This is a genomic window from Corynebacterium sp. AOP12-C2-36 (genome assembly GCF_052379185.1).
Lineage (GTDB): Bacteria > Actinomycetota > Actinomycetes > Mycobacteriales > Mycobacteriaceae > Corynebacterium.
On record NZ_JBQSYJ010000007.1, the window covers coordinates 1 to 17,970 of the forward strand.

The window sequence follows — 17,970 nt, forward strand, 5'->3', positions numbered from 1 at the left end:
CACCCCGATGCAGGAGTTCAGCAGTCCGATCTGCGTGGGCGACCAGTCGACCGTGTCCATCGCCAGCACGCTGTAGTTGTTGACGAAGAAGCTGAACGGGATCGCCACGAGCAGCAGTCCGGTCAGCAGCATTCGCAGCGACGGACGGGCGAAGGCCTGCCGGAAGACGCGCAGCGGGTGGATCTGCCCCACGGTGAGCCGGTCCGTCCTGTTCTCCGGGGCGTGGCTCTCGGGCAGGGCGACGAGGGTGACCACGCCGACGGTCAACGCCACCGCGGCGGTGGCGAGGACGGGCAGGTCCACACTGTGCGCGGCGAGCAGACCGCCGAGGGCCGGCCCGATCATGAAGCCGATGCCGGTGAGGGCGCCGAGCATCCCGTAACGCTTCGCCCGCTGCTCGGCCGGGGTGATGTCGGCGACGTAGGCGAACAGGGCGGGCATGTCACCGGCGGTGACGCCCTGGACCACGCGTCCGAGCAGCAGCAGCCAGATCGCCCCGCTGAGTGAGCCGGCGAGGAACCCGCCGAGGGCGAAGATGAGGAATCCGGCGGCGGCGCCGAAGGCCCCGATCACGATGACGGGGCGTCGGCCCCACCGGTCCGATATCCCGCCGAGGACGGGGGCGGCGAGGAAGGCGCACAACGCGTTCACCGCCTCGAGCAGGCCGACCCACAGGGCCAGGGTGCCGAAGGACGGCATGGCGTCGCGCACGACGAAGGGGAGGATCGGCAGCACGATGGTCATGCCGATCACGTTGAGCATGGTGACGGTGACGAGCATGGGCCAGGCCCAGCGGGAGGTCGCCGCGGTGTCATTGGTTGTCATGGTTCGAAACTGTACTCGGTACAGTTTCGAAGTCAATCCAGTGTTGTATCAATTACACTTCCGGCGCTAGTGTGGTGCCCATGCCAGAAGACAGCAGAGGTACCGCCCCCACCCGTCGCGAGCGCAAGAAGGCCGCCACCCGACGCGCCATCGCCGACGCCGCCCTGGAGCTCTTCCTCGCCCGCGGCTTCGACAACGTCAGCGTCCGCGAGATCGCCGACGCCGCCGACGTCTCCCCCACCACCGTCTTCGCCCACTTCCCCTGCAAGGAGGCCATCGCCGTCGACGAGGACGACGAGATGCGCGAGAGTCTGATCGCCGCCGTCACCGACCGGCCGGACGGCACGAGCATCCCCGACGCATTGCGGCAGTTCTACCGCGACGACGCCTGGCACGACGACGCACCCGCCGGCTCCCACGAACGTTTCATCAAACTCATCGACGACTCCCCCTCCCTCAGCGAGTACGCCCAGCGGATGTGGCTGCGCCACGAGGACGCCCTCGCCGACGCCATCACCGCCGACCTCGGCCTCGACGGGCCGGACGACACCATCCGCGCCTTCTGCCGCTTCGTCCTGCAGGTCCAGCTCCTCAACGCCGAGTCCGGCGAGTCCACCTCCCTCACCGACGCCGCCTTCGACCTGCTGACCCCCGGCTGGGAACGCTACCTCGCGCGGTAGGGGCTGCGGCGACTGCGGTATCCCCGACCCCGCGCCGCGTGCCGGATTCGCGTCTGCGCTGCCACGAAAAGACCGTATCCGGCACGCGGGCACGGCCCCTGCCTGGCCGCCGCGCCCTCCCGTACGCTCGGGGTCACGCGAGACACCACCTCAAGACACCACCGCGAGACACCAGGGAGACCCGCCATGGGACAACTGATCTACTCGATGCTCGTCTCCGTCGACGGTTTCGTCGCCGACCGGGACGGCAACTTCGACTGGGCGGTGCCGGACGAGGAGGTCCTCGCCGCGATCAACGCCGACGCCGCGGACGTCACCACCTACATCCACGGCCGCAGAACGTACGAGATGATGCACGTCTGGGAGACCGACCCGGCGGCCGCCGCGCAGTCACCGCGCTCGGCGGAGTGGGCGCGGCTGTGGTGCGCGGCGCAGAAGGCCGTCTTCTCCACCACCCTGGATGACGTATGGACGAGCCGCACCCGCCTGGAACGCGATCTCCGCGCGCAGGACGTCCTGGCGTTGAAGGACGGTGCCGGCGACATCACCGTCGACGGTCCGACGTTGGCCGCCGAGGCGCTGCGCCTCGGCGTCGTCGACCAGGTCCACATGCTGGTCTGCCCGGTCACGGTGGGTGGTGGGTTGGCGATGCTGCCGGATCTCGCGATGGACCTGTCGTTGCGCTCGTCACGCAGCTTCGGCAACGGGATGGTGCAGCTCAAGTACGACGTCCGCGCTGTCGGGGGCGGCGATGACTGACCCGGTCCGCACCTTCATCGACCATCTCGAGGACTCGCCCACGCTCATGACGCTCGCCACGGTGGGCGAGGACGGCTACCCGCGCACCCGCACGGTGAACGTCAACGGCGTACGCGCCGACGGCGGAGTCCTGTTCCACACGGACGCCAGGTCACGCAAGGTGCGTGACCTTGACGCGCGCCAGAAGGCGTCGCTGACGGTGCTCACGCAGGACGCCTCACGCCAGGTCACCGTTGTCGGCGACGTGGTGCGCGCCGACGAGGAGACCGAGCGCGCGGTGTACGCCGGCCAGCCGCGCTACCTGCAGCTGCTGGCCTGGTTGAACGACCGGGGCCTGGCGTTGGAGGAGCGCGAGGAGCGGCGCCTGCGGTGGGCCGAGTTCGACCACGCGCACCCCGACCTGGCCGGACAGGACCCGCCGGACGCCTGGGCGGTGTTCGCGGTGGTGCCGCGCGAGTACCTGTTCTGGGAGGGCGACGACGAGGGGCCCTCGCGCCGCCTGCGGTACACCCGTACCAACGTCACCGACTGGCAGGTCGACGTCCTCCCCGGCTGAACGCCGCCCACACGAGGACGGCCACCAACGCGAACACCGCGCTGGTCACCAACGGTCCGCGCGGTCCTACGGCGTCAACCGCCACACCACCGGCCACCGGCCCCAGCACCGCACCCACGTTGAGCGCGACCGTGGCGAAGGAGCCTGCCATCGTCGGTGCGTCCTGCGCGGTGGCGATGATGCGGGTGATCAACGTGCTGCCCAGCGTGAACGACAGGATGCCCATCACCGGTACCATCACCCAGACGGCAGCCGGGGAGCCGGCACCCACACCGAAGACGATCCAGCCAACCACGAGCAACGGGCCCGCCACTGCGACGAGCAGGCGCCAGTGCGCGTCGGCGAGGGAACCGGTGAGGGCGACACCGGCGAAGGCCCCGGTACCGAAGAGCGCGAGCAGCACCGGAACCTGAGCCCCGCTGAGCCCGGCGGAGTCGTCGGCGACCACGGCGAGGTAGGTGAAGGAGCAGAAGGTCGCGGCGTTGACGAGCACCGCCAACGTCGCGAACAACTGGACGGGCCGATGCCGTAGGACGCCCAGCTCCGCGCGCAGCGTACCGGGTTCCCCGTCCCCGCCACCGGCAGGACGCACCGGCGTCGCGAGGAGCACGGCGACCAGCGCCGGCAGGCACGCCACGGCGATGGCGGCGAGGGTGACCCGCCAGCCCACCGCACCACCGACGAATGCGCCGGCGGGAACGCCGACGACCAGTGCGACCGTCGTGCCGCCGAGGATGACCGACAGGGCACGGGCCTGCCGTCCGGGTGCCACGATCCGGGAGACGGTGGACAGGGTGACCACGAGGAAGCCGGCGTTGGCCACCGCGGCGACGATCCTGGTGACCAGCAGCACCGCGAAACTACCGGTCAGCGCGGCGGTGACGTGCATGACGATGAACAGGAGGAGGAAGCCGGTGAGCGTGCGACGTGGGGACAACCGGCGCGTCACCGCGGCCATGGTGGGTGCGCCGATGATCATCCCGACCGCGAACGCCGCGGTCAGGAGGCCGGCCTGGCCGAGGGACACGTCGAGATCACCGGCAATGCCGGGCAACAGCCCGGCGAGGACGAATTCGGAGGTGCCCTGGGCGAACACGGCCAGGGCAAGGAGATAGAACAAGGCAGGCATGAACGAGCCTTCCGAAGAACAGGGGGTAGTGGACGCTGTGGAGCGGCACTACCGGCGCCTCGGATGCGCGGAAGCTGGTGGCATCGGGGCTACCGGCGTACCGGTAGCCCACCTCTGTCGGATTCGGGGGAGTTCACGTGGGGAATGCTAGCAATCACGGCGCCACGGCACCCACAACGGTTCTCACCTACGCGACGCGAGCACCCGCCCGGACTCGCGCGAGGTGTCGGCGGAGTTGGACTCCAGGGAGCGCGAGCCGCCGAGTTTGCGGGCCACGTGCTCTCCGACGGTCATCGGTTCGTAGCGTGCCGGATGGTCGTCGTCGACCATGCCGGGCAGGGGGCCGACGACGGCGTCGACGTTGCCGTCGTGGAAGAACGCCGCGGAACGTCGCCGCATGATCGTCCCGCCCACCACCGGCGGACGCACCCGGTGCAGCGTGGAGCGCCACCGGTCGTTGGTGAGCCGGGCGGTCACGTCCCCCAGGTTCACCAGCAGCGCACAGGGCTCCGGGAGCACGTCGTGCCAGCCGCCGTCCTCGCCGAGGACCTGCAGCCCGGCCACGCGGTCGGCCCACAGCACGGTGACGATGCCGTAGTCGGTGTGCTCGCCCATGCCGGTCAGCTCCCCGTCGAGTTCCACGGTCTGGCCGGGGTCGAGGGCGTAGTTGATGGTGCGCAGCACGTCGATGGAGTGGTCGGCGAGGCCGGTGATGGTGCCGCGCGGCACGTCCAGGGCGTCCTCGAAGATCACGGTGAGGGTCTCGGCGACGCGTTGCGCCTCGGCGAACCAGCGTTCCAGGTTGCCGCGGAAGGACGCCATGGCGTCCTGTGTCTCCTCCGGCCAGACGTTCTGCGGGTAGTCCGCCTCCGGCAGCGCCAGGGACGGGAAGTCACTGGCCTGTGCGCCGATGTTGAAGGCCTCGAAGAAGTCGTTCATGCCGGTGGCGGACTCCACACCGAGGGACAAGGACAGCCGTTCGGACTTCGGCGGCGAGTAGCCGCGGTTGACCTCGGGCGGGGTGACCACGCGTTTCTTGGTCTCCAGGTCGCGCAGGAAGAAGGCGTCGAGCGCATCGGCGAGCCCGTCCCAGGTGTCGGTGGCGATACCGTGGCCGGTGAGCTGGATGAAGCCGACGTCGCGGGCGGCGGCGCCGACCTGCCGGGCGACCGCGTCGCGTTCCCCCTCCCCAGAGTCCCCGGTGTAGGCCCCGGTATATGCGCTGATGTCGATGACGGGTACGTGGAGGTCGTTCACGGTGTTCTCCTTCGGGTGAGTGTGTCGGTGAGCTCGGTGGCGAGGCCGCGGGAGTCGGCGGTGAGCAGCACGCCGTCGCGCACGACCCAGCGTCCGGCGACCATCACGTCGCGGGGGCGTCGTCCAGGAGAGGCCCAGATCAGCCCGCCCTGCGGGTCGTGGACGCCGGCGTCGGCGACGTCGCCCATGTCCCAGACGCACAGGTCCGCGGGTGTGCCGGGGACCAGCGTGCCGAGTTCGGGACGCCCCAGGCCGGCGGCGGAACCGGCGGTGGCCATGGTGACCGCGTCGGACGCGGTGACGGGCGCACCAACCAGCCCCGAGACCTGGACGGCGAGGCGGGCGTCGGCGAGCAGGTGGCCGCCGTCGTTGCTGCCGCCGCCGGACGTCCCGAGCCCGACGTCGACCCCGCCGGCCAGCAGCTCGGCGACGGGGGCGACGCCCCAGCCCATGGGCACGTCGCAGCCGGGTGCGTGGGTCACGGCCGCCCCGGAGGCGATGACCGCGGCGATCTCGTCGGCGGTGACGTCGCAGAGGTGCGCCACGGTCACGCCGGGTTCCAGCCAGCCCCACTCGGCGAGCAGCTCGAGGGGCCGGCGGCCGTACTTCTGCGCGGCGACGGCGACGTCGACCTGCTCATTGGCCTGGGTGCGCCGCCGCAGGCCGAGGTCACGGGCGACCTCGGCGAGGGCGGCGAAGGTCTCGGGGCCGTCGGCGTGCACGCCGGACGGTCCGACGGCGAGCTGCAGGCGTCCTTCCCCGTAGGCGCCGGACGCACCGGACGCACTGAACGCGCGGTGGATCGCGCGCACGGAGTCGGCGGCGGCGTCCGGGGAGTCCCCGGCGGTGCCGCGCACGAAGCACAGCCGGGCGCCGAGGTCGTCGGCGGCGCGGGCGGTGGCCAGCGCCATCTCGACCGGGTCGACACCGGCGGGCCAGGTCAGGTGGTGGTCGGCGACGGTGGTCACCCCGCAGAGCAGGGACTCCGCCAGGCCCACCGAGGCCGCCTTGTGGGTGAGGTCGGGGTCGACGTCGTAGTCGCGGTAGGCCGTGGCCATGACCTGCAGCCAGCGGGCCATGGGCACGTCGCGGGTGCCGGGCAGGGTGCGGAACGCCGACTGCAGCAGGTGGTGGTGGGCGTTGACCAGGCCCGGGGTGACCAGGCAGCCGGAGACGTCGACGCTCTCTGGTGCCGGCGCGGCACGCTCGGCAGGCTCGGCGGTTTCGGCGGTTTCGGCGGTTTCGGCGGTTTCGGCGGTTTCGGCGGTTTCGGCGATCACGCCGTCGACCACCAGGACGTCCGGCCCCGCCAGGGCACCGCTCAGCAGCGTGGCGCTCACAGGTCGAGCACCAGACGCCCGGAGCGGCAGCGTGAGACGCACACCATCATCGACTCGTTCTCGGAGCGTTCCTCCGGGGTCAGCACGTTGTCGCGGTGGTCGACCTCCCCGGAAACCACGCCGACCTCGCAGGTGCCGCACACACCCTCGCGGCAGGACGACGCCAGCAGCGTCCCGTGGGCCTCGAGGGTGTCGAGCAGCGAGGCGTCCGGCGCGACGGTGACGGTCTCGCCGCTGGTGGCGAGGGTGACGTCGAAGGACGCCGCGGTGTCGTCCGACAGGTCGGGGGCGGTGAACTGCTCGGCGAAGACGTCGACGGCCGGCTGGTCGGCCACCGCCGTGGCGACGTCGTCGGCCAGGTGGCCCGGCCCGCACACGTATACGGCCGTACCACGGGGCAGGTCGGCCAGCGCCGCCGCGAGGTCGACGCGTCCGGCCTGCGCCGAACCGTGGAAGTTGATGCGCCCGGCAGCTGCGGAGCCGTATTCGTCACGCAGCTGCGCGAGGTACGGCATGTCCGCCTCGGTGCGCGCCAGGCACAGCATGCGCCACGGGCGTCCCGTACGCTGCGCCTCGGCGACGAGCGACACCATCGGCGTGACGCCGACACCGCCGGCGACGAAGACGTAGTTCAGCGCGCGGGTCAGCGGGAAGTGGTTACGTGGCGCGCCGACCAGCACCGGTGTGCCGGCGCCCGCGTCGCGGTGCAGGCCCGACGAACCGCCGCGGCCGCCACGGTTGACGTCCTGCCGGTCGACGGCGACGGTGTAGCTCGACGGGTCGGACGGCCGGGAGCACAGGGAGTACTGGCGGGTCAGCCCGGAGCCCGGGACGCTGACGTCCACGTGCGACCCGGGCGTCCAGCCGGGCAACGGCGCGCCGTCGGGCAGTGCCAGGGTGAACTCGTCGACCCGCGGGGTCAGGGACCGCCGGGCGACCACGGTCAATTTATTCATCATGCGGGGATACCTCCGTCGTGACGTACCCCAGCCCGGCGCGTACGCGGACCATCGTAGTGCACCGCCGAGCCCACGCGCAGCGTCCGGCGGGGCGGAACGCGGGAATTCACACGATCTTTCACCGGCCCGAAACATGCCCGTACCCCGGGGCTCCGCCGGGGCGTGAGGCGTCACCGAAGTGATCCTGGGGAGAAACAGCGGCGAAACACCCGGCCCATAATCTCCATTGGTGCACGACGAAAACCCTGAATACCCGCGGTGCACGACCGATGTCCCGATCCCCCACCTGGCCCCAGCCCGGCGAGGTACTCCCCTCGGAACGGAACACAAGAGAGCACTCCTGCACACCGCCGACCGACAGTTCCCCTGTCCCCGCACTCTGGGGACACACCAGACTGCTGCGCGCCGGCGATGACATCCCTCACGCAGCGGTCACGACCCTGACGAAGAGAGAGGAGGCTCCAGATGACCGTGACGAAGACGACGACGAAGATGACGACGATGAAGACGCAGACCGCCGGCATCGCCGGCGTGCTGCTCGACGGCGCTCCCGTCGACATCACCTTCGACGGCCCCCTGGTCGACGACGTCCGCCCCCACCAGGACGGCACCGTCCCGGTGGGCCACGTCGACCTGCGTGGCTACACGGTCCTGCCCGCCACCGCCGACCCGCACGCCCACCTGGACAAGTCCCGTTCCTGGGACCTCGTCGACCCGCCGGTCGGCGATCTGCCCGGCGCGGTGGCGGCGTGGGCGGCCGCGGCGTCCGGCTTCACCGAGGACGACATCCTCGCCCGCGCACGCGACACCGCCCTGAGCATGCTCGCCGCCGGCACCACCGCCGTACGCACCCACGTCGACGTCTACCCCGACACCACATCGGGCAGCGCCGGCCCGACCGGCACCACACCGGACGCCTTCCGGGGCGTGCGGGCACTGCACCGTCTGCGCTGGGAACTCTCCGGCGTGATGACGCTGCAGATCGTCGCGCTCGTCGCACCGTCCACCCCGGTCACGGCCGTCGGCACCCTGGTCGCCGGGGCGCTCGACGCCGGGGCGGACCTCGTCGGCGGTGCCCCGCACCTCGCCGGGGATCCGCTGGCGCAGACCGACGCGCTCGTCGACGCCGCCGAGACCCACCACGTCGGCTGCGACCTGCACATCGACGAGTACACCGGGACCCACCACCGCACCTCAACGATCCACCGCTACGCCGCGCGGGTCACCGGCTGGCCCGCCGGGCGCGACCGCGCCGCCGGGCACTGCTGCCACCTCGCCGACCTCGCAGAACTCGCCGACCCGAGTGAACTCGCCGCCACCACCGACGAGCTGCTCGCCGCGAACATGCCGGTCATCGCCCTGCCCGCCACCAACCTCTACCTGCAGGACGCCACCTCACGCGCGATCGCTCCCCTCTCCGTCCTGCGGGCGAAGGGTGTGCGCGTCGCCGCCGGCGGCGACAACGTCGCCGACCCGTTCAACCCCACCGGACGCGGCGACGCCCTGGAGACCGCGGCGCTGCTCGTCACCGCCGCCCACCAGACCCCCACCGAAGCCCTCGACCTGGTCACCAGCGACGCCAGAAACGTCATGGGCCTACCACCGGCCGGACCCACCACCGGAGCGGTCGCCGACCTGCTCTGCGTCCGGAACCCCACCGCACCCACCGCCACACCAACCACCACCTCCCTCATCGCCGCCGCACCGTGCGACCGCGTCGTCATCACCGCCGGCCGCCTCGTCGCGCGTACCACGTCCACGACAACCTTCCCCCACCTCCGGAGAACACCGTGACCACCACTGCACCGACTTCACCGACTGCACCTACCACCACTCCGCTGGTGAGCTTCAACGACACCGGCATGACCTTCAACACCGGCACCGACGGCGCCACCACCGCCCTGCACGGCGTGTCCTTCGACGTCGAACCGGGCGAGTTCATCAGCGTCGTCGGCCCGTCCGGCTGCGGCAAGTCCACCCTGCTGCGCCTGGCCTCCGGCCTGGAGACCTCCACCGAGGGCACGATGAGCACCTCCACCGACCGCATCGCCTACGTCTTCCAGGACGCCACGCTGCTGCCGTGGCGCACCGTGCGGGAGAACGTGATGCTCCTCGGCGAACTCGACGGCCTGTCCAAGGCCGACCGGCAGGCCCGCTGCGCCGACTCCCTGGCCACCGTCGGTCTCGACGGCTTCGAGGACCACCTCCCCCACCAGCTGTCCGGCGGCATGCGCATGCGCGTCTCCCTGGCGCGCGCCCTGACCATCGAACCGGAGCTCTTCCTGTTCGACGAACCCTTCGCCGCCCTCGACGAGATCACCCGCGAACGCCTCGGCGTGGAACTCACCGAACTCTTCGCCGAGAAACGCTTCGGCGGCCTGTTCATCACCCACTCCGTCACCGAGGCGGTGTTCCTGTCCACCACCGTGTCGGTGATGTCCGGGCGCCCCGGCACCGTCGTCGACGAGGTCGACGTCCCCTTCCCCTTCCCCCGCGACCCGAAGCTGCGGTTCTCCCCGGAGTTCACCGCCCTGACCGAACGCGTCTCGACCTCACTGATGGAGGCCCACTCATGACCGCACCGACCACCGCCAAGAAGAGCACCGGGAAGACCACCGCGCAGGACGCCACGGGCGCCGCCGCGGCGACGGTCGCCGGGCCGTCCGGCACGTCCGGTACCTCCGGTAGCGCAGCGCCCGTCGCAGCGTCCGGCACGTCCTCCCCGGCGCGCAGGACGCGGCGAGGCATTCCCTTCGCCGGCGTCGTCCTGCCCCTCCTCGTGTTCGGCGCGGTCATCGCCGCCTGGTACGCCGTGAGCTACCTGCTGCTCGACGAGTCGCGCCGCTTCCTCATGCCCCCGCCACACGAGGTCATCACCGACGGACTGCTCGGCGCCTCCGCCCCGGAGATGTGGCAGGGACTCATGCAGACCACCACCGTGGCGCTGACGGGCCTGGCCATCGCCGCGGTCGTCGGCATCACCTGGGCGATCGTGATGTCCCAGTCAAAGCGGGCCGAGGCCGCCCTGTTCCCCTACGCCGTGTTCCTGCAGTGCATCCCCGTGCTGGCCCTGGTGCCGCTCGTGGGCTTCTGGTTCGGCTTCGGCTTCTCCGCCCGCGTCTTCGTCTGCGTGCTCATCGCCCTGTTTCCCCTGGTGTCCAACACCCTGTTCGGCCTGAAGTCCGTGGACCCGGGCATGCGCGACCTCTTCGCACTGCACAAGCCCTCCCGGCTGACCGTGCTGCGAAAGCTCGAACTGCCCGCGGCGATGCCGTCCATCTTCGTCGGCCTGCGCACCTCCGCCGGACTGTCCGTGGTCGGCGCGATCGTCGGCGACTTCTTCTTCAAGCAGGGAACCCCCGGCATCGGCGTGCTGCTCGACAACTACCGTTCCCGCCTGCAGTCCCCCGAACTCTTCGCCGCGATCATCCTCGCCTCCCTGCTGGGCGTGGTCGTGTTCCTGATCTTCGGCTGGATCGGCAGGCGCGTCGTCGGCCGCTGGTACAACGCCTGATCCACTTCCTCTCACCTACACACCACCCCGGAGAACCCCATGAACAGCACCAACCGCACCGCCCGCACCGCCCGCACCGTTCTCGCCGCGTCCACCTCCCTGGCCACCCTCCTCGCCCTCGCCGCCTGTGGCGACGGTAACGGCGGCGCTGCGGCGTCCGACTACGACGGCGACATCGGCTCCACCGACCTCTCGTCGGTCTGCCCGGAGACCGTGGTCGTGCAGACCGACTGGTTCCCGGAGGCAGAGCACGGCCACCTCTACGAACAACTCGACTACGACGGGGAGGGGCGCGACGCGGTGAGCATCGACGCCGACGGCAAGGTCGTCAGCGGCCCCCTGTTCGACGGCGACAACGGCTACACCGGTGTTGACCTGGAGATCCGCTCCGGCGGCCCGGCGATCGGCAACCAGAACGTGACCTCCCAGCTGTACCAGGACCCCGACATCCTCCTCGGCTACGTCGACACCGACCAGTCCATCCAGAACTCCGACTCCATGCCCACCACCGGCGTGCTGTCCACCCTGGACAAGAGCCCGCAGATGATCATGTGGGACCCCGAGACCTACCCCGACGTCCACGAGATCGCCGACCTCAAGGACGAGGACGCCACCGTGCTGACCTTCTCCGACATGTCCTACATCAAGTACCTCACCGGTGCCGGCATCCTCGACCAGTCGCAGATCGACGAGAGCTACGACGGCTCACCGTCCACCTTCGTCGCCGCCGGCGGCGCGAACGCCCAGCAGGGCTACTCCTCCTCCGAACCGTACAACTACGAGAACGAGGTCCAGGGCTGGATGAAGCCGGTGGACTACCAGCTCATCCACGACGCCGGCTTCCCCACCTACAAGTCCGCGCTGGCCGCCCGGAGCGGGGACCTCGAGGACAGTGCGACCACCGACTGCCTGTCCGAGCTGGTCCCGGTGCTGCAGCGCGGCGAGAAGGACTACATGGAGGACCCGTCGGCGGCCAATGAGCTGATCGTGCAGGCCGTCGAGGACTTCAACGCCGGCTGGGTCTACGGCGACGGCAACGCCGAGTTCGGCCACGCCCGGATGCGCGACGAGGAGCTCGTCGCCAACGGTTCCGACGGTGTGCTCGGCTCCTTCGACGAGGCACGCGTCAGCGAGGTCCTCGACATCGTGACCCCCATCTTCGCCGAGCAGAACACCCCGGTGAAGGACGGCGTGGCCACCGACGAGCTCGCCACCAACGAGTTCCTCGACGAGAGCGTCGCGCTGTGACGGCCGCACCTGCCACTCCTGCCCGGCCACCTGCACAGCAGCTCGGCGTGCGCGTGGACACCGACGTCGACCACGTCTTCGCCACCGCCACGCAGGACACCCGCCCCGACTTCACCGCGGACGACGTCGACGCCCTGGTCGACGACCTCATCGGCGTCCTCGGCCCCCGCGGCGTGAGCCAGCTGCCCCGCGCGATCGGGCGGGCCTCTCGCGGCGGCTCCGGCATGAGCCCGGTGCTCTCGGCCCAGCTCGCCGCCGGTGAACTCGGCACCCCCGACGTGGTCTGCTACCCGCGCCACGTCGAGGAGGTCCCGCAGATCGTGCGCGCCGCGGTGCGCCACGGCGTCCCGGTCACCACCCGCGGCAAGGGCACCGGCAACTACGGCCAGGTGCTTCCCCGCTTCGGCGGCCTGGTGCTGGACATGACCTCGCTGACCACGATCCACGGCCTCGACCCCGCCACCGGCGAGATCACCGCCGACGCCGGGGCGCGCATGCTCACCCTCGAGCAGTACGCCTGGGAACACGACCACCAGCTGTGGATGTACCCCTCCACCGTGCAGTCCTCCCTCGGCGGGTTCCTCGGCGGCGGTTCGGCCGGCACCGGCACCATCGTGCACGGCCGCAACCACCAGGGTTTCGTCACCGCCGTGGACGTGGTCCCCGCCACCGCCGACGCCGAGATCATCCACCTGGAGGGCGAGGCGGCTCAGCCGTTCGTGCACACCTACGGCGTGGCCGGCGTCATCGTGCGCGCCACCGTGCGCGTGGAACCGTTGCAGGACTGGCGTTGCCTGTACGCGTCCTTCCCCACCACCCGCGGAGCCTTCGACGCCGCGCGTGCGGTGATGGAGGCCGGGCTGCGTCCCCGCCTGATGTCCGCCGACGGCCCCGAGGTCGTCGCCGCCCTGCCGGACGACCCGGCGCTGGTGCGCGGGCGCGCCAGCCTGCGCGGCATCGTCGACGCCGACGAGGTGGGGGATGTCACGGCGCTCGTGGCGTCCTACGGCGGGCACGTCGAGGACGTGCGCGAGGGCGCGGCGCAGTCCGTGCGGCTGTCCACGATCTCCTACAACCACCCCACCTGGTGGCTGCAACGCCGCCAGCCCGGCCACTGGTTCCACCTGGAGTGCCAGGGCAACGCGGTCGTGGAACGGCTCGAGGAGGTCGAGGCGGTGTTCGGTGGCGGCCTGTTCCACCTCGAGGTCGGCAACAACATGATGTTCGGCATGCTCAACGGGCCGATCGGTGAGCACGAGACGATCGACGAACTGCGCGCCCGCATCCTCGCCGGGGTGCCCGAACTCACGGCCCTGGGCGTGGGCGTGCACTCCCCGCACCAGTGGTACGTGGACCTGGAGCCCGAGCGGGTGCGCGCCCTTGCCGCGCGGACCGACCCGACCGGCATCCTCAACCCCGGGAGGTGGATGTGATCGGCGCGTCCCGGCGGTTCGCCGACCTGACCACCGCGGAGGTGGGCTCCGCACTGTCCAAGGACAGTGTGCTGGTGCTGCCCACCGGGGCGATCGAACCCCACGGCCCGCACCTGCCGCTGTCCACCGACCTGACCATGGCCGAGGCCGTGGCCGGTGCGGCGGTGACACAGGCCGCCACCGCGGGCACCGACGTGTGGCTGCTGCCGTCGCTGGCGTACACCAAGTCCGACGAGCACGCCCTGCTGCCCGGCACCATGTGGCTGCGTCCCGAGACGTTCCTGCAGACCGTGGTGGACCTGGGACGCTCCATCGCCGCCACCCCGGCGAAGCGGCTGCTGCTCGTGAACTGCCACGGCGGCAACTCCGCGCTGCTCGGCGTGGCCCTGCGCGAACTGCGCCGACGCTTCGACCTGCACACCTTCCTGGTGTCCGGGCCGGCGCTGCCCGGGGAGACCGAACGCGGCATCGGGGTGCACGCCGGATGGGCGGAGACCTCCATGATGCTGCACGTCGCCCCGGAGCTGGTGGACATGTCCGCCGCCGCCGAGCTGGGCCCGCAGGTCGCCGACGGTGTGGCCGACTGCTCCCACGTGGGCTTCGGCGCACCCGGGCGTCCGGCGACCTTCGGGTGGCTGTCCACCGACCTGGCGGAGTCCGGGGTGGTGGGCGACCCCACCGGGGCCACCGCCGAGGCCGGACGCGACCTGTTCGAGGCACGCGTCGCCGAGATCGTGGCAGCCCTGCCGGAGATCGCCACCTTCCTCCCGGGAGGCCGACGGTGACCCCGGCGCGTCTGTTCCTCGAGCACCTGACGCCTCCGCCCGAACCGCCGACGTTGATGACGCTGGCCACCGTCGGCGCCGACGGCTACCCGCGCACCCGCACCGTGATGGTGTCCGGTGTCGGCGCCGACGGGCGCGTGCGCTTCCACACCGACTCACGCTCACAGAAGGTACGGGACGTGGAGGGGTGCCCGAAGGCCTCGCTGACCGTGCTGACCCTCGACCGGCGACGGCAGGTCACCGTGGTCGGCGACGTGGTGGCCGACACCGCCGCCGGCTCACGTGAGGCCTTCGCCCGGCGTTCGCGGTACCTGCAGCTGCTGGCCTGGCTGAACGACGGGGGTCTGGCGGTGTCGGATGTCGGGGAACGGCGCCGCGTGTGGGCCGAGTTCGACGCCGCGCACCCCGACCTGGCCTCCGGCCCGCCGGACACGTGGGCCGGTTTCGCCGTGGTGCCGCGCGAGTACCTGTTCTGGACCGCCGACGACGCCGGACCGTCCCGCCGCGTGCGGTACACCCGTACCACTGGCGTGGGTAGGGTGGGTGCGGTGGGTGCGGGCGGTGCAGCTAGTGAGACTGAAGTGGGCGAATCGGGCGGTGAAGATGGCTGGGCCCGCGAGGTCCTGCCCGGATGAACCGCCCCGCCGGATAGCCCGGTCCTGAAACCCCACGCTGTTGTTGGTCTGCCCCAACCAGACCAACAATCGCGTGGGGTTCTGGGAACCGCGGACCGCGAGCAGCGACTCGCCTGCCGCGCACACCCCCGCGCCGCGCGGACTCGCCGAAGCAACACCGCGGAAACACCCGCGCCCTAGACTCAGGGCCGTTCCGCGGTGCACGACCGTTGCCGCGCGGGCGAGCGTCACTGTGACGTCCCCGCGCGGCACAAGAGAGCATTCCTGCACACCGCCGACTGACCACAGCCCAGCCGGACCAGGAGGTTCCACCCCGTCATGCCCACACTGTTCACCAACGCCGTCATCCTGCCCGTCAGCGCCGACCCCGACAGCCCCCGCTGGTTCACCGGTTGGCTCAGCGTCGACGACACCGGACGCATCAGCGGCCTCGGCGAAGGCACCCCGCCGGAGGACGCGGCGAGCGCAGCGTCCGACGCGGTGCGTGTCGTCGACCTCGACGGCGCCTTCCTCGCCCCCGGCTTCATCTCCGCGCACAGCCACATCTACACCGGCGGCATGCGCGGGGTGGAGCACTCATCGCCGCTGTACAAGTGGGTCACGCAGAACAGTGCGATGCTCGCCAACGCCGACCCGGAGACCATGTACTGGCTCTCGCGTGCCGGCGGGCTGGACCACCTGGCGTCCGGCATCACGTCGGTCTACAACTTCACCCAGTCGCGCGTGATCTGCCGCTTCGACTACGACACCTCCACCCTCAAGGCCGTGAAGGTGCACGAGCCGGACTTCGTGACCCGCCAGATCGACGGTGTCGCCGATGCCGGTATCCGCTTCGTCACCTCCGTGCGCGTCGACGACGAACAACTCCCCGAGCAGGACGCCTTCGACGCCTTCGGGGTCGCCATGACACACCTCGACAGCGTCGCACCCGGCCTCGACCTGGGCGGTTCGGTGTACGGCGCGGTGCAGTGGGCGTCCGACGCGGTCACCGCCGAACGCGAGAAGACCCTCATGGAGAAGTGGGGCGTCACCAACCAGGCGCACTTCGTGGAGACCGCCGAACAGATCGACATCCAGCAGTCCAAGTTCGACTGGTACGACGCCGCCGGTGTGCTCGGCGACGACTTCGCCTTCGGCCACTTCGTGCACCCCACCGAGAAGATGGTCGAGCGCGTCGTCGAGTCCGGCACCTCCGTGGTGTGGCAGGCCATGTCCAACGGCCGCCTGGGCTCCGGCATCGCCGACATCGTGACGCTTCTGGGGCGCGACGTGACCGTGGGCATGGGCGTGGACGACCAGTCCTGCACCGACACCTCCGACCCCTTCGAGAACATGCGCACCGGCCTGTTCACCCAGCGTGCCGTGCATTCCGATGCATCGATCATGGCGGTGGACGACGTCCTGCGCCTGCACACCCTCGGCTCCGCGCGCTCCATGGGCGTGGGCGACAAGGTGGGCTCGCTGGAGGTCGGCAAGTTCGCCGACCTCGTCGTGGTGGACCCCCGCGACCCGGCGACCGGGCCGGTGTGGGACCCGGTGGCGACCTACGTGCTGGCCTGCGGGCTGCGTCACCTGCGGCAGGTGTACGTCGGCGGCGAGGTGGTGTGGGACTCCTCTGCCGAGTCGCCGGCCGGCGCCGACTACGCCGAGGTCAACCGGATGGCGGACGAGGGCATGGTGCGCTCGGCGGCGGCGGGCGGGTTCACCCCGGCGCTGTAGGACGGCGCTGCAGGCCGACTACAGCTCGGCGATGAGCTCCACCACGCGCTCGGCGGTTCCCCACGACAGGGTCACGCCTGCGCCGCCGTGCCCGTAGGCGGCGACGACCGGCAGTGCCAGGCCGTCCACCCGCTCCAGACGCACCGTCGGACGTGACGGACGCAGCCCCACGCCATGCCCCAGGATCGGCAGCTCCCGCAGCTCCGGGACCAGCGCCTCCGCGCGCGCCAGGATCGCCTTGGCGGTCTCCTGGTCCGGGGCCTCGTCCCACGAGCCGGCCTGCGCCGTCCCGCCGACGACGATCTCGTCCTCACGCGGGAGGACGTAGGTGAGCTGGTCCGGGTCGTCGGAGTCCACGACCCAGTCGGTGAGACGCGGGCCGTCCTCCCCGCCGTCGCCGTTGGCCAGCAGCATCAGCTGGCCACGCACCGGGGTGAGCGAGTCGTCACCGCCGAGCAGCTCGCCGCCGCGCAGTCCCCCGGCGACGACGACAGCGTCCGCCGTGTCCGTCAGCTCGTCCAGGGACTCCACCTTGCGCCACCGGAACGTGACCCCGGCCATGCGGCAGGCGTCCATCAGCCAGGCGAGGTAGGCCGAGGTCATGATCATCGGCAGGGTCGCCTGCACCCCACCGTCGACCGGGCGGACGGCGTCCTCACCCAGCACCTTCACCACCGGCGCGACCCAGGAACGGTCCGGCGGGTCGAGGCGCTCGTGCAGCATGCCGGTGCGCATCTGCACCGGCGGGACGTCGTCGTCGAAGTCCTCCGGTGCGTCGGGATCCGCATCCTCCCCGTCGCCGAGGTCGCCGAGGGCCGCGAGCTCGGCGAAACGCACCAGCGAACGCTCCAGCACCTCGTCCGACACCCCGGTGCTGTACGGGAACCACAACGCCCCGGCCAGGGCGGAGACGGTGTCGCCCGGGCCGTGGTCGGCGAGGACCGTGACCTCGTGGCCGGCGTCGGCGAGTTCATGCGCGCAGGACAGGCCGGTGACGCCGGCACCGATGACGGTGATTCTGGAGGGGCTCGAAGACATGGGCCCATTGTGGCACCCGGCGGGTGGATTGGGTTGGGCTGGCAGGCTGGCGATGCAATCTGAGTCATGCCCCAGGGCAATTTCCGGCGGTTT

General features: G+C 71.1%; 17 protein-coding genes. 11 read left to right on the forward strand and 6 right to left on the reverse strand.

Going from position 1 to position 17,970, the window contains the following annotated elements; all coding sequences use genetic code 11:
• Positions 1-825: MFS transporter (locus ACT3UN_RS07445; protein ID WP_444656830.1), on the reverse strand; the 825-nt coding region annotated here is incomplete at its 3' end.
• Positions 826-905: 80 nt separating this feature from the next.
• On the opposite strand from ACT3UN_RS07445, the gene ACT3UN_RS07450 reads away from it, so the two are divergent.
• The 3 genes from ACT3UN_RS07450 (at position 906) to ACT3UN_RS07460 (ending at position 2,820) form a co-directional block, all read left to right on the forward strand.
• Entirely contained in the window at positions 906-1,505 is a 600-nt protein-coding gene (locus ACT3UN_RS07450) for a TetR/AcrR family transcriptional regulator (protein ID WP_441582192.1), read from the forward strand.
• A 186-nt stretch (positions 1,506-1,691) separates the two neighbouring features.
• Positions 1,692-2,264, forward strand: coding sequence for a dihydrofolate reductase family protein (locus ACT3UN_RS07455; RefSeq protein WP_441582191.1), 573 nt, complete (start codon positions 1,692-1,694; stop codon positions 2,262-2,264).
• A complete protein-coding gene (locus tag ACT3UN_RS07460; protein WP_441582190.1) occupies positions 2,257-2,820 on the forward strand; it encodes a pyridoxamine 5'-phosphate oxidase family protein in 564 nt (187 codons plus the stop codon). The genes ACT3UN_RS07455 and ACT3UN_RS07460 overlap by 8 nt, the downstream gene beginning before the upstream one ends.
• On the opposite strand, the gene ACT3UN_RS07465 is transcribed toward ACT3UN_RS07460, so the two are convergent.
• From ACT3UN_RS07465 to ACT3UN_RS07480, 4 genes are all read right to left on the reverse strand, one after another.
• On the reverse strand, positions 2,786-3,949 hold the full coding sequence (locus ACT3UN_RS07465; RefSeq protein ID WP_441582189.1) for a Cmx/CmrA family chloramphenicol efflux MFS transporter: 1,164 nt from the start codon (positions 3,947-3,949) through the stop codon (positions 2,786-2,788). The genes ACT3UN_RS07460 and ACT3UN_RS07465 overlap by 35 nt on opposite strands.
• A gap of 183 nt (positions 3,950-4,132) precedes the next feature.
• Positions 4,133-5,206 carry an isopenicillin N synthase family dioxygenase gene (locus tag ACT3UN_RS07470; protein WP_444656831.1) on the reverse strand — a complete coding sequence of 358 codons (1,074 nt, stop codon included), beginning with the start codon at positions 5,204-5,206 and terminating at the stop codon, positions 4,133-4,135.
• A complete protein-coding gene (locus ACT3UN_RS07475) occupies positions 5,203-6,546 on the reverse strand; it encodes an amidohydrolase family protein (RefSeq protein ID WP_444656832.1) in 1,344 nt (447 codons plus the stop codon). Before ACT3UN_RS07475 ends, ACT3UN_RS07470 begins: the two co-directional genes overlap by 4 nt.
• Entirely contained in the window at positions 6,543-7,505 is a 963-nt protein-coding gene (locus ACT3UN_RS07480; protein WP_441582186.1) for a PDR/VanB family oxidoreductase, read from the reverse strand. The genes ACT3UN_RS07475 and ACT3UN_RS07480 overlap by 4 nt, the downstream gene beginning before the upstream one ends.
• 465 nt (positions 7,506-7,970) lie before the next feature.
• On the opposite strand from ACT3UN_RS07480, the gene ACT3UN_RS07485 reads away from it, so the two are divergent.
• The 8 genes from ACT3UN_RS07485 to ACT3UN_RS07520 all read left to right on the forward strand — a co-directional run bounded on the left by ACT3UN_RS07485 (position 7,971) and on the right by ACT3UN_RS07520 (position 16,839).
• Complete coding sequence (locus ACT3UN_RS07485) at positions 7,971-9,299, forward strand: amidohydrolase family protein (protein ID WP_441582185.1); 1,329 nt, start codon at positions 7,971-7,973, stop codon at positions 9,297-9,299.
• 68 nt (positions 9,300-9,367) lie between these two features.
• Positions 9,368-10,081, forward strand: a complete 714-nt coding sequence (locus ACT3UN_RS07490; RefSeq protein ID WP_441579290.1) for an ABC transporter ATP-binding protein — start codon at positions 9,368-9,370, stop codon at positions 10,079-10,081.
• Positions 10,078-11,019, forward strand: a complete 942-nt coding sequence (locus tag ACT3UN_RS07495; protein WP_441582184.1) for an ABC transporter permease — start codon at positions 10,078-10,080, stop codon at positions 11,017-11,019. Before ACT3UN_RS07490 ends, ACT3UN_RS07495 begins: the two co-directional genes overlap by 4 nt.
• A 39-nt stretch (positions 11,020-11,058) precedes the next feature.
• A complete protein-coding gene (locus ACT3UN_RS07500) occupies positions 11,059-12,267 on the forward strand; it encodes an ABC transporter substrate-binding protein (RefSeq protein ID WP_444656833.1) in 1,209 nt (402 codons plus the stop codon).
• Between the two features lie 53 nt (positions 12,268-12,320).
• On the forward strand, positions 12,321-13,700 hold the full coding sequence (locus ACT3UN_RS07505) for an FAD-binding oxidoreductase (RefSeq protein ID WP_441582842.1): 1,380 nt from the start codon (positions 12,321-12,323) through the stop codon (positions 13,698-13,700).
• Positions 13,697-14,485, forward strand: coding sequence for a creatininase family protein (locus tag ACT3UN_RS07510; protein WP_441582840.1), 789 nt, complete (start codon positions 13,697-13,699; stop codon positions 14,483-14,485). Before ACT3UN_RS07505 ends, ACT3UN_RS07510 begins: the two co-directional genes overlap by 4 nt.
• Entirely contained in the window at positions 14,482-15,120 is a 639-nt protein-coding gene (locus ACT3UN_RS07515) for a pyridoxamine 5'-phosphate oxidase family protein (RefSeq protein ID WP_444656834.1), read from the forward strand. The genes ACT3UN_RS07510 and ACT3UN_RS07515 overlap by 4 nt, the downstream gene beginning before the upstream one ends.
• A 318-nt stretch (positions 15,121-15,438) precedes the next feature.
• Positions 15,439-16,839: an amidohydrolase family protein gene (locus ACT3UN_RS07520; protein ID WP_441582838.1), complete on the forward strand. Its 1,401-nt coding sequence runs from the start codon at positions 15,439-15,441 to the stop codon at positions 16,837-16,839.
• A gap of 18 nt (positions 16,840-16,857) precedes the next feature.
• On the opposite strand, the gene ACT3UN_RS07525 is transcribed toward ACT3UN_RS07520, so the two are convergent.
• The gene (locus ACT3UN_RS07525) at positions 16,858-17,877 is read right to left on the reverse strand and encodes an FAD-dependent oxidoreductase (RefSeq protein WP_441582837.1); all 1,020 of its coding nucleotides are present in this window, start codon (positions 17,875-17,877) and stop codon (positions 16,858-16,860) included.
• Positions 17,878-17,970 lie beyond the last annotated feature (93 nt).

What these genes read in the sequence shown, in the direction of transcription:
- ACT3UN_RS07450 (WP_441582192.1), top strand. Translation starts at nt 906, where the DNA reads ATGCCAGAAGACAGCAGAGGTACCGCCCCCACCCGTCGCGAGCGCAAG.
- ACT3UN_RS07455 (WP_441582191.1), top strand. Translation starts at nt 1,692, where the DNA reads ATGGGACAACTGATCTACTCGATGCTCGTCTCCGTCGACGGTTTCGTC.
- ACT3UN_RS07460 (WP_441582190.1), top strand. Translation starts at nt 2,257, where the DNA reads ATGACTGACCCGGTCCGCACCTTCATCGACCATCTCGAGGACTCGCCC.
- ACT3UN_RS07465 (WP_441582189.1), bottom strand. Translation starts at nt 3,949, where the DNA reads ATGCCTGCCTTGTTCTATCTCCTTGCCCTGGCCGTGTTCGCCCAGGGC.
- ACT3UN_RS07480 (WP_441582186.1), bottom strand. Translation starts at nt 7,505, where the DNA reads ATGATGAATAAATTGACCGTGGTCGCCCGGCGGTCCCTGACCCCGCGG.
- ACT3UN_RS07485 (WP_441582185.1), top strand. Translation starts at nt 7,971, where the DNA reads ATGACCGTGACGAAGACGACGACGAAGATGACGACGATGAAGACGCAG.
- ACT3UN_RS07490 (WP_441579290.1), top strand. Translation starts at nt 9,368, where the DNA reads ATGACCTTCAACACCGGCACCGACGGCGCCACCACCGCCCTGCACGGC.
- ACT3UN_RS07495 (WP_441582184.1), top strand. Translation starts at nt 10,078, where the DNA reads ATGACCGCACCGACCACCGCCAAGAAGAGCACCGGGAAGACCACCGCG.
- ACT3UN_RS07500 (WP_444656833.1), top strand. Translation starts at nt 11,059, where the DNA reads ATGAACAGCACCAACCGCACCGCCCGCACCGCCCGCACCGTTCTCGCC.
- ACT3UN_RS07520 (WP_441582838.1), top strand. Translation starts at nt 15,439, where the DNA reads ATGCCCACACTGTTCACCAACGCCGTCATCCTGCCCGTCAGCGCCGAC.
- ACT3UN_RS07525 (WP_441582837.1), bottom strand. Translation starts at nt 17,877, where the DNA reads ATGTCTTCGAGCCCCTCCAGAATCACCGTCATCGGTGCCGGCGTCACC.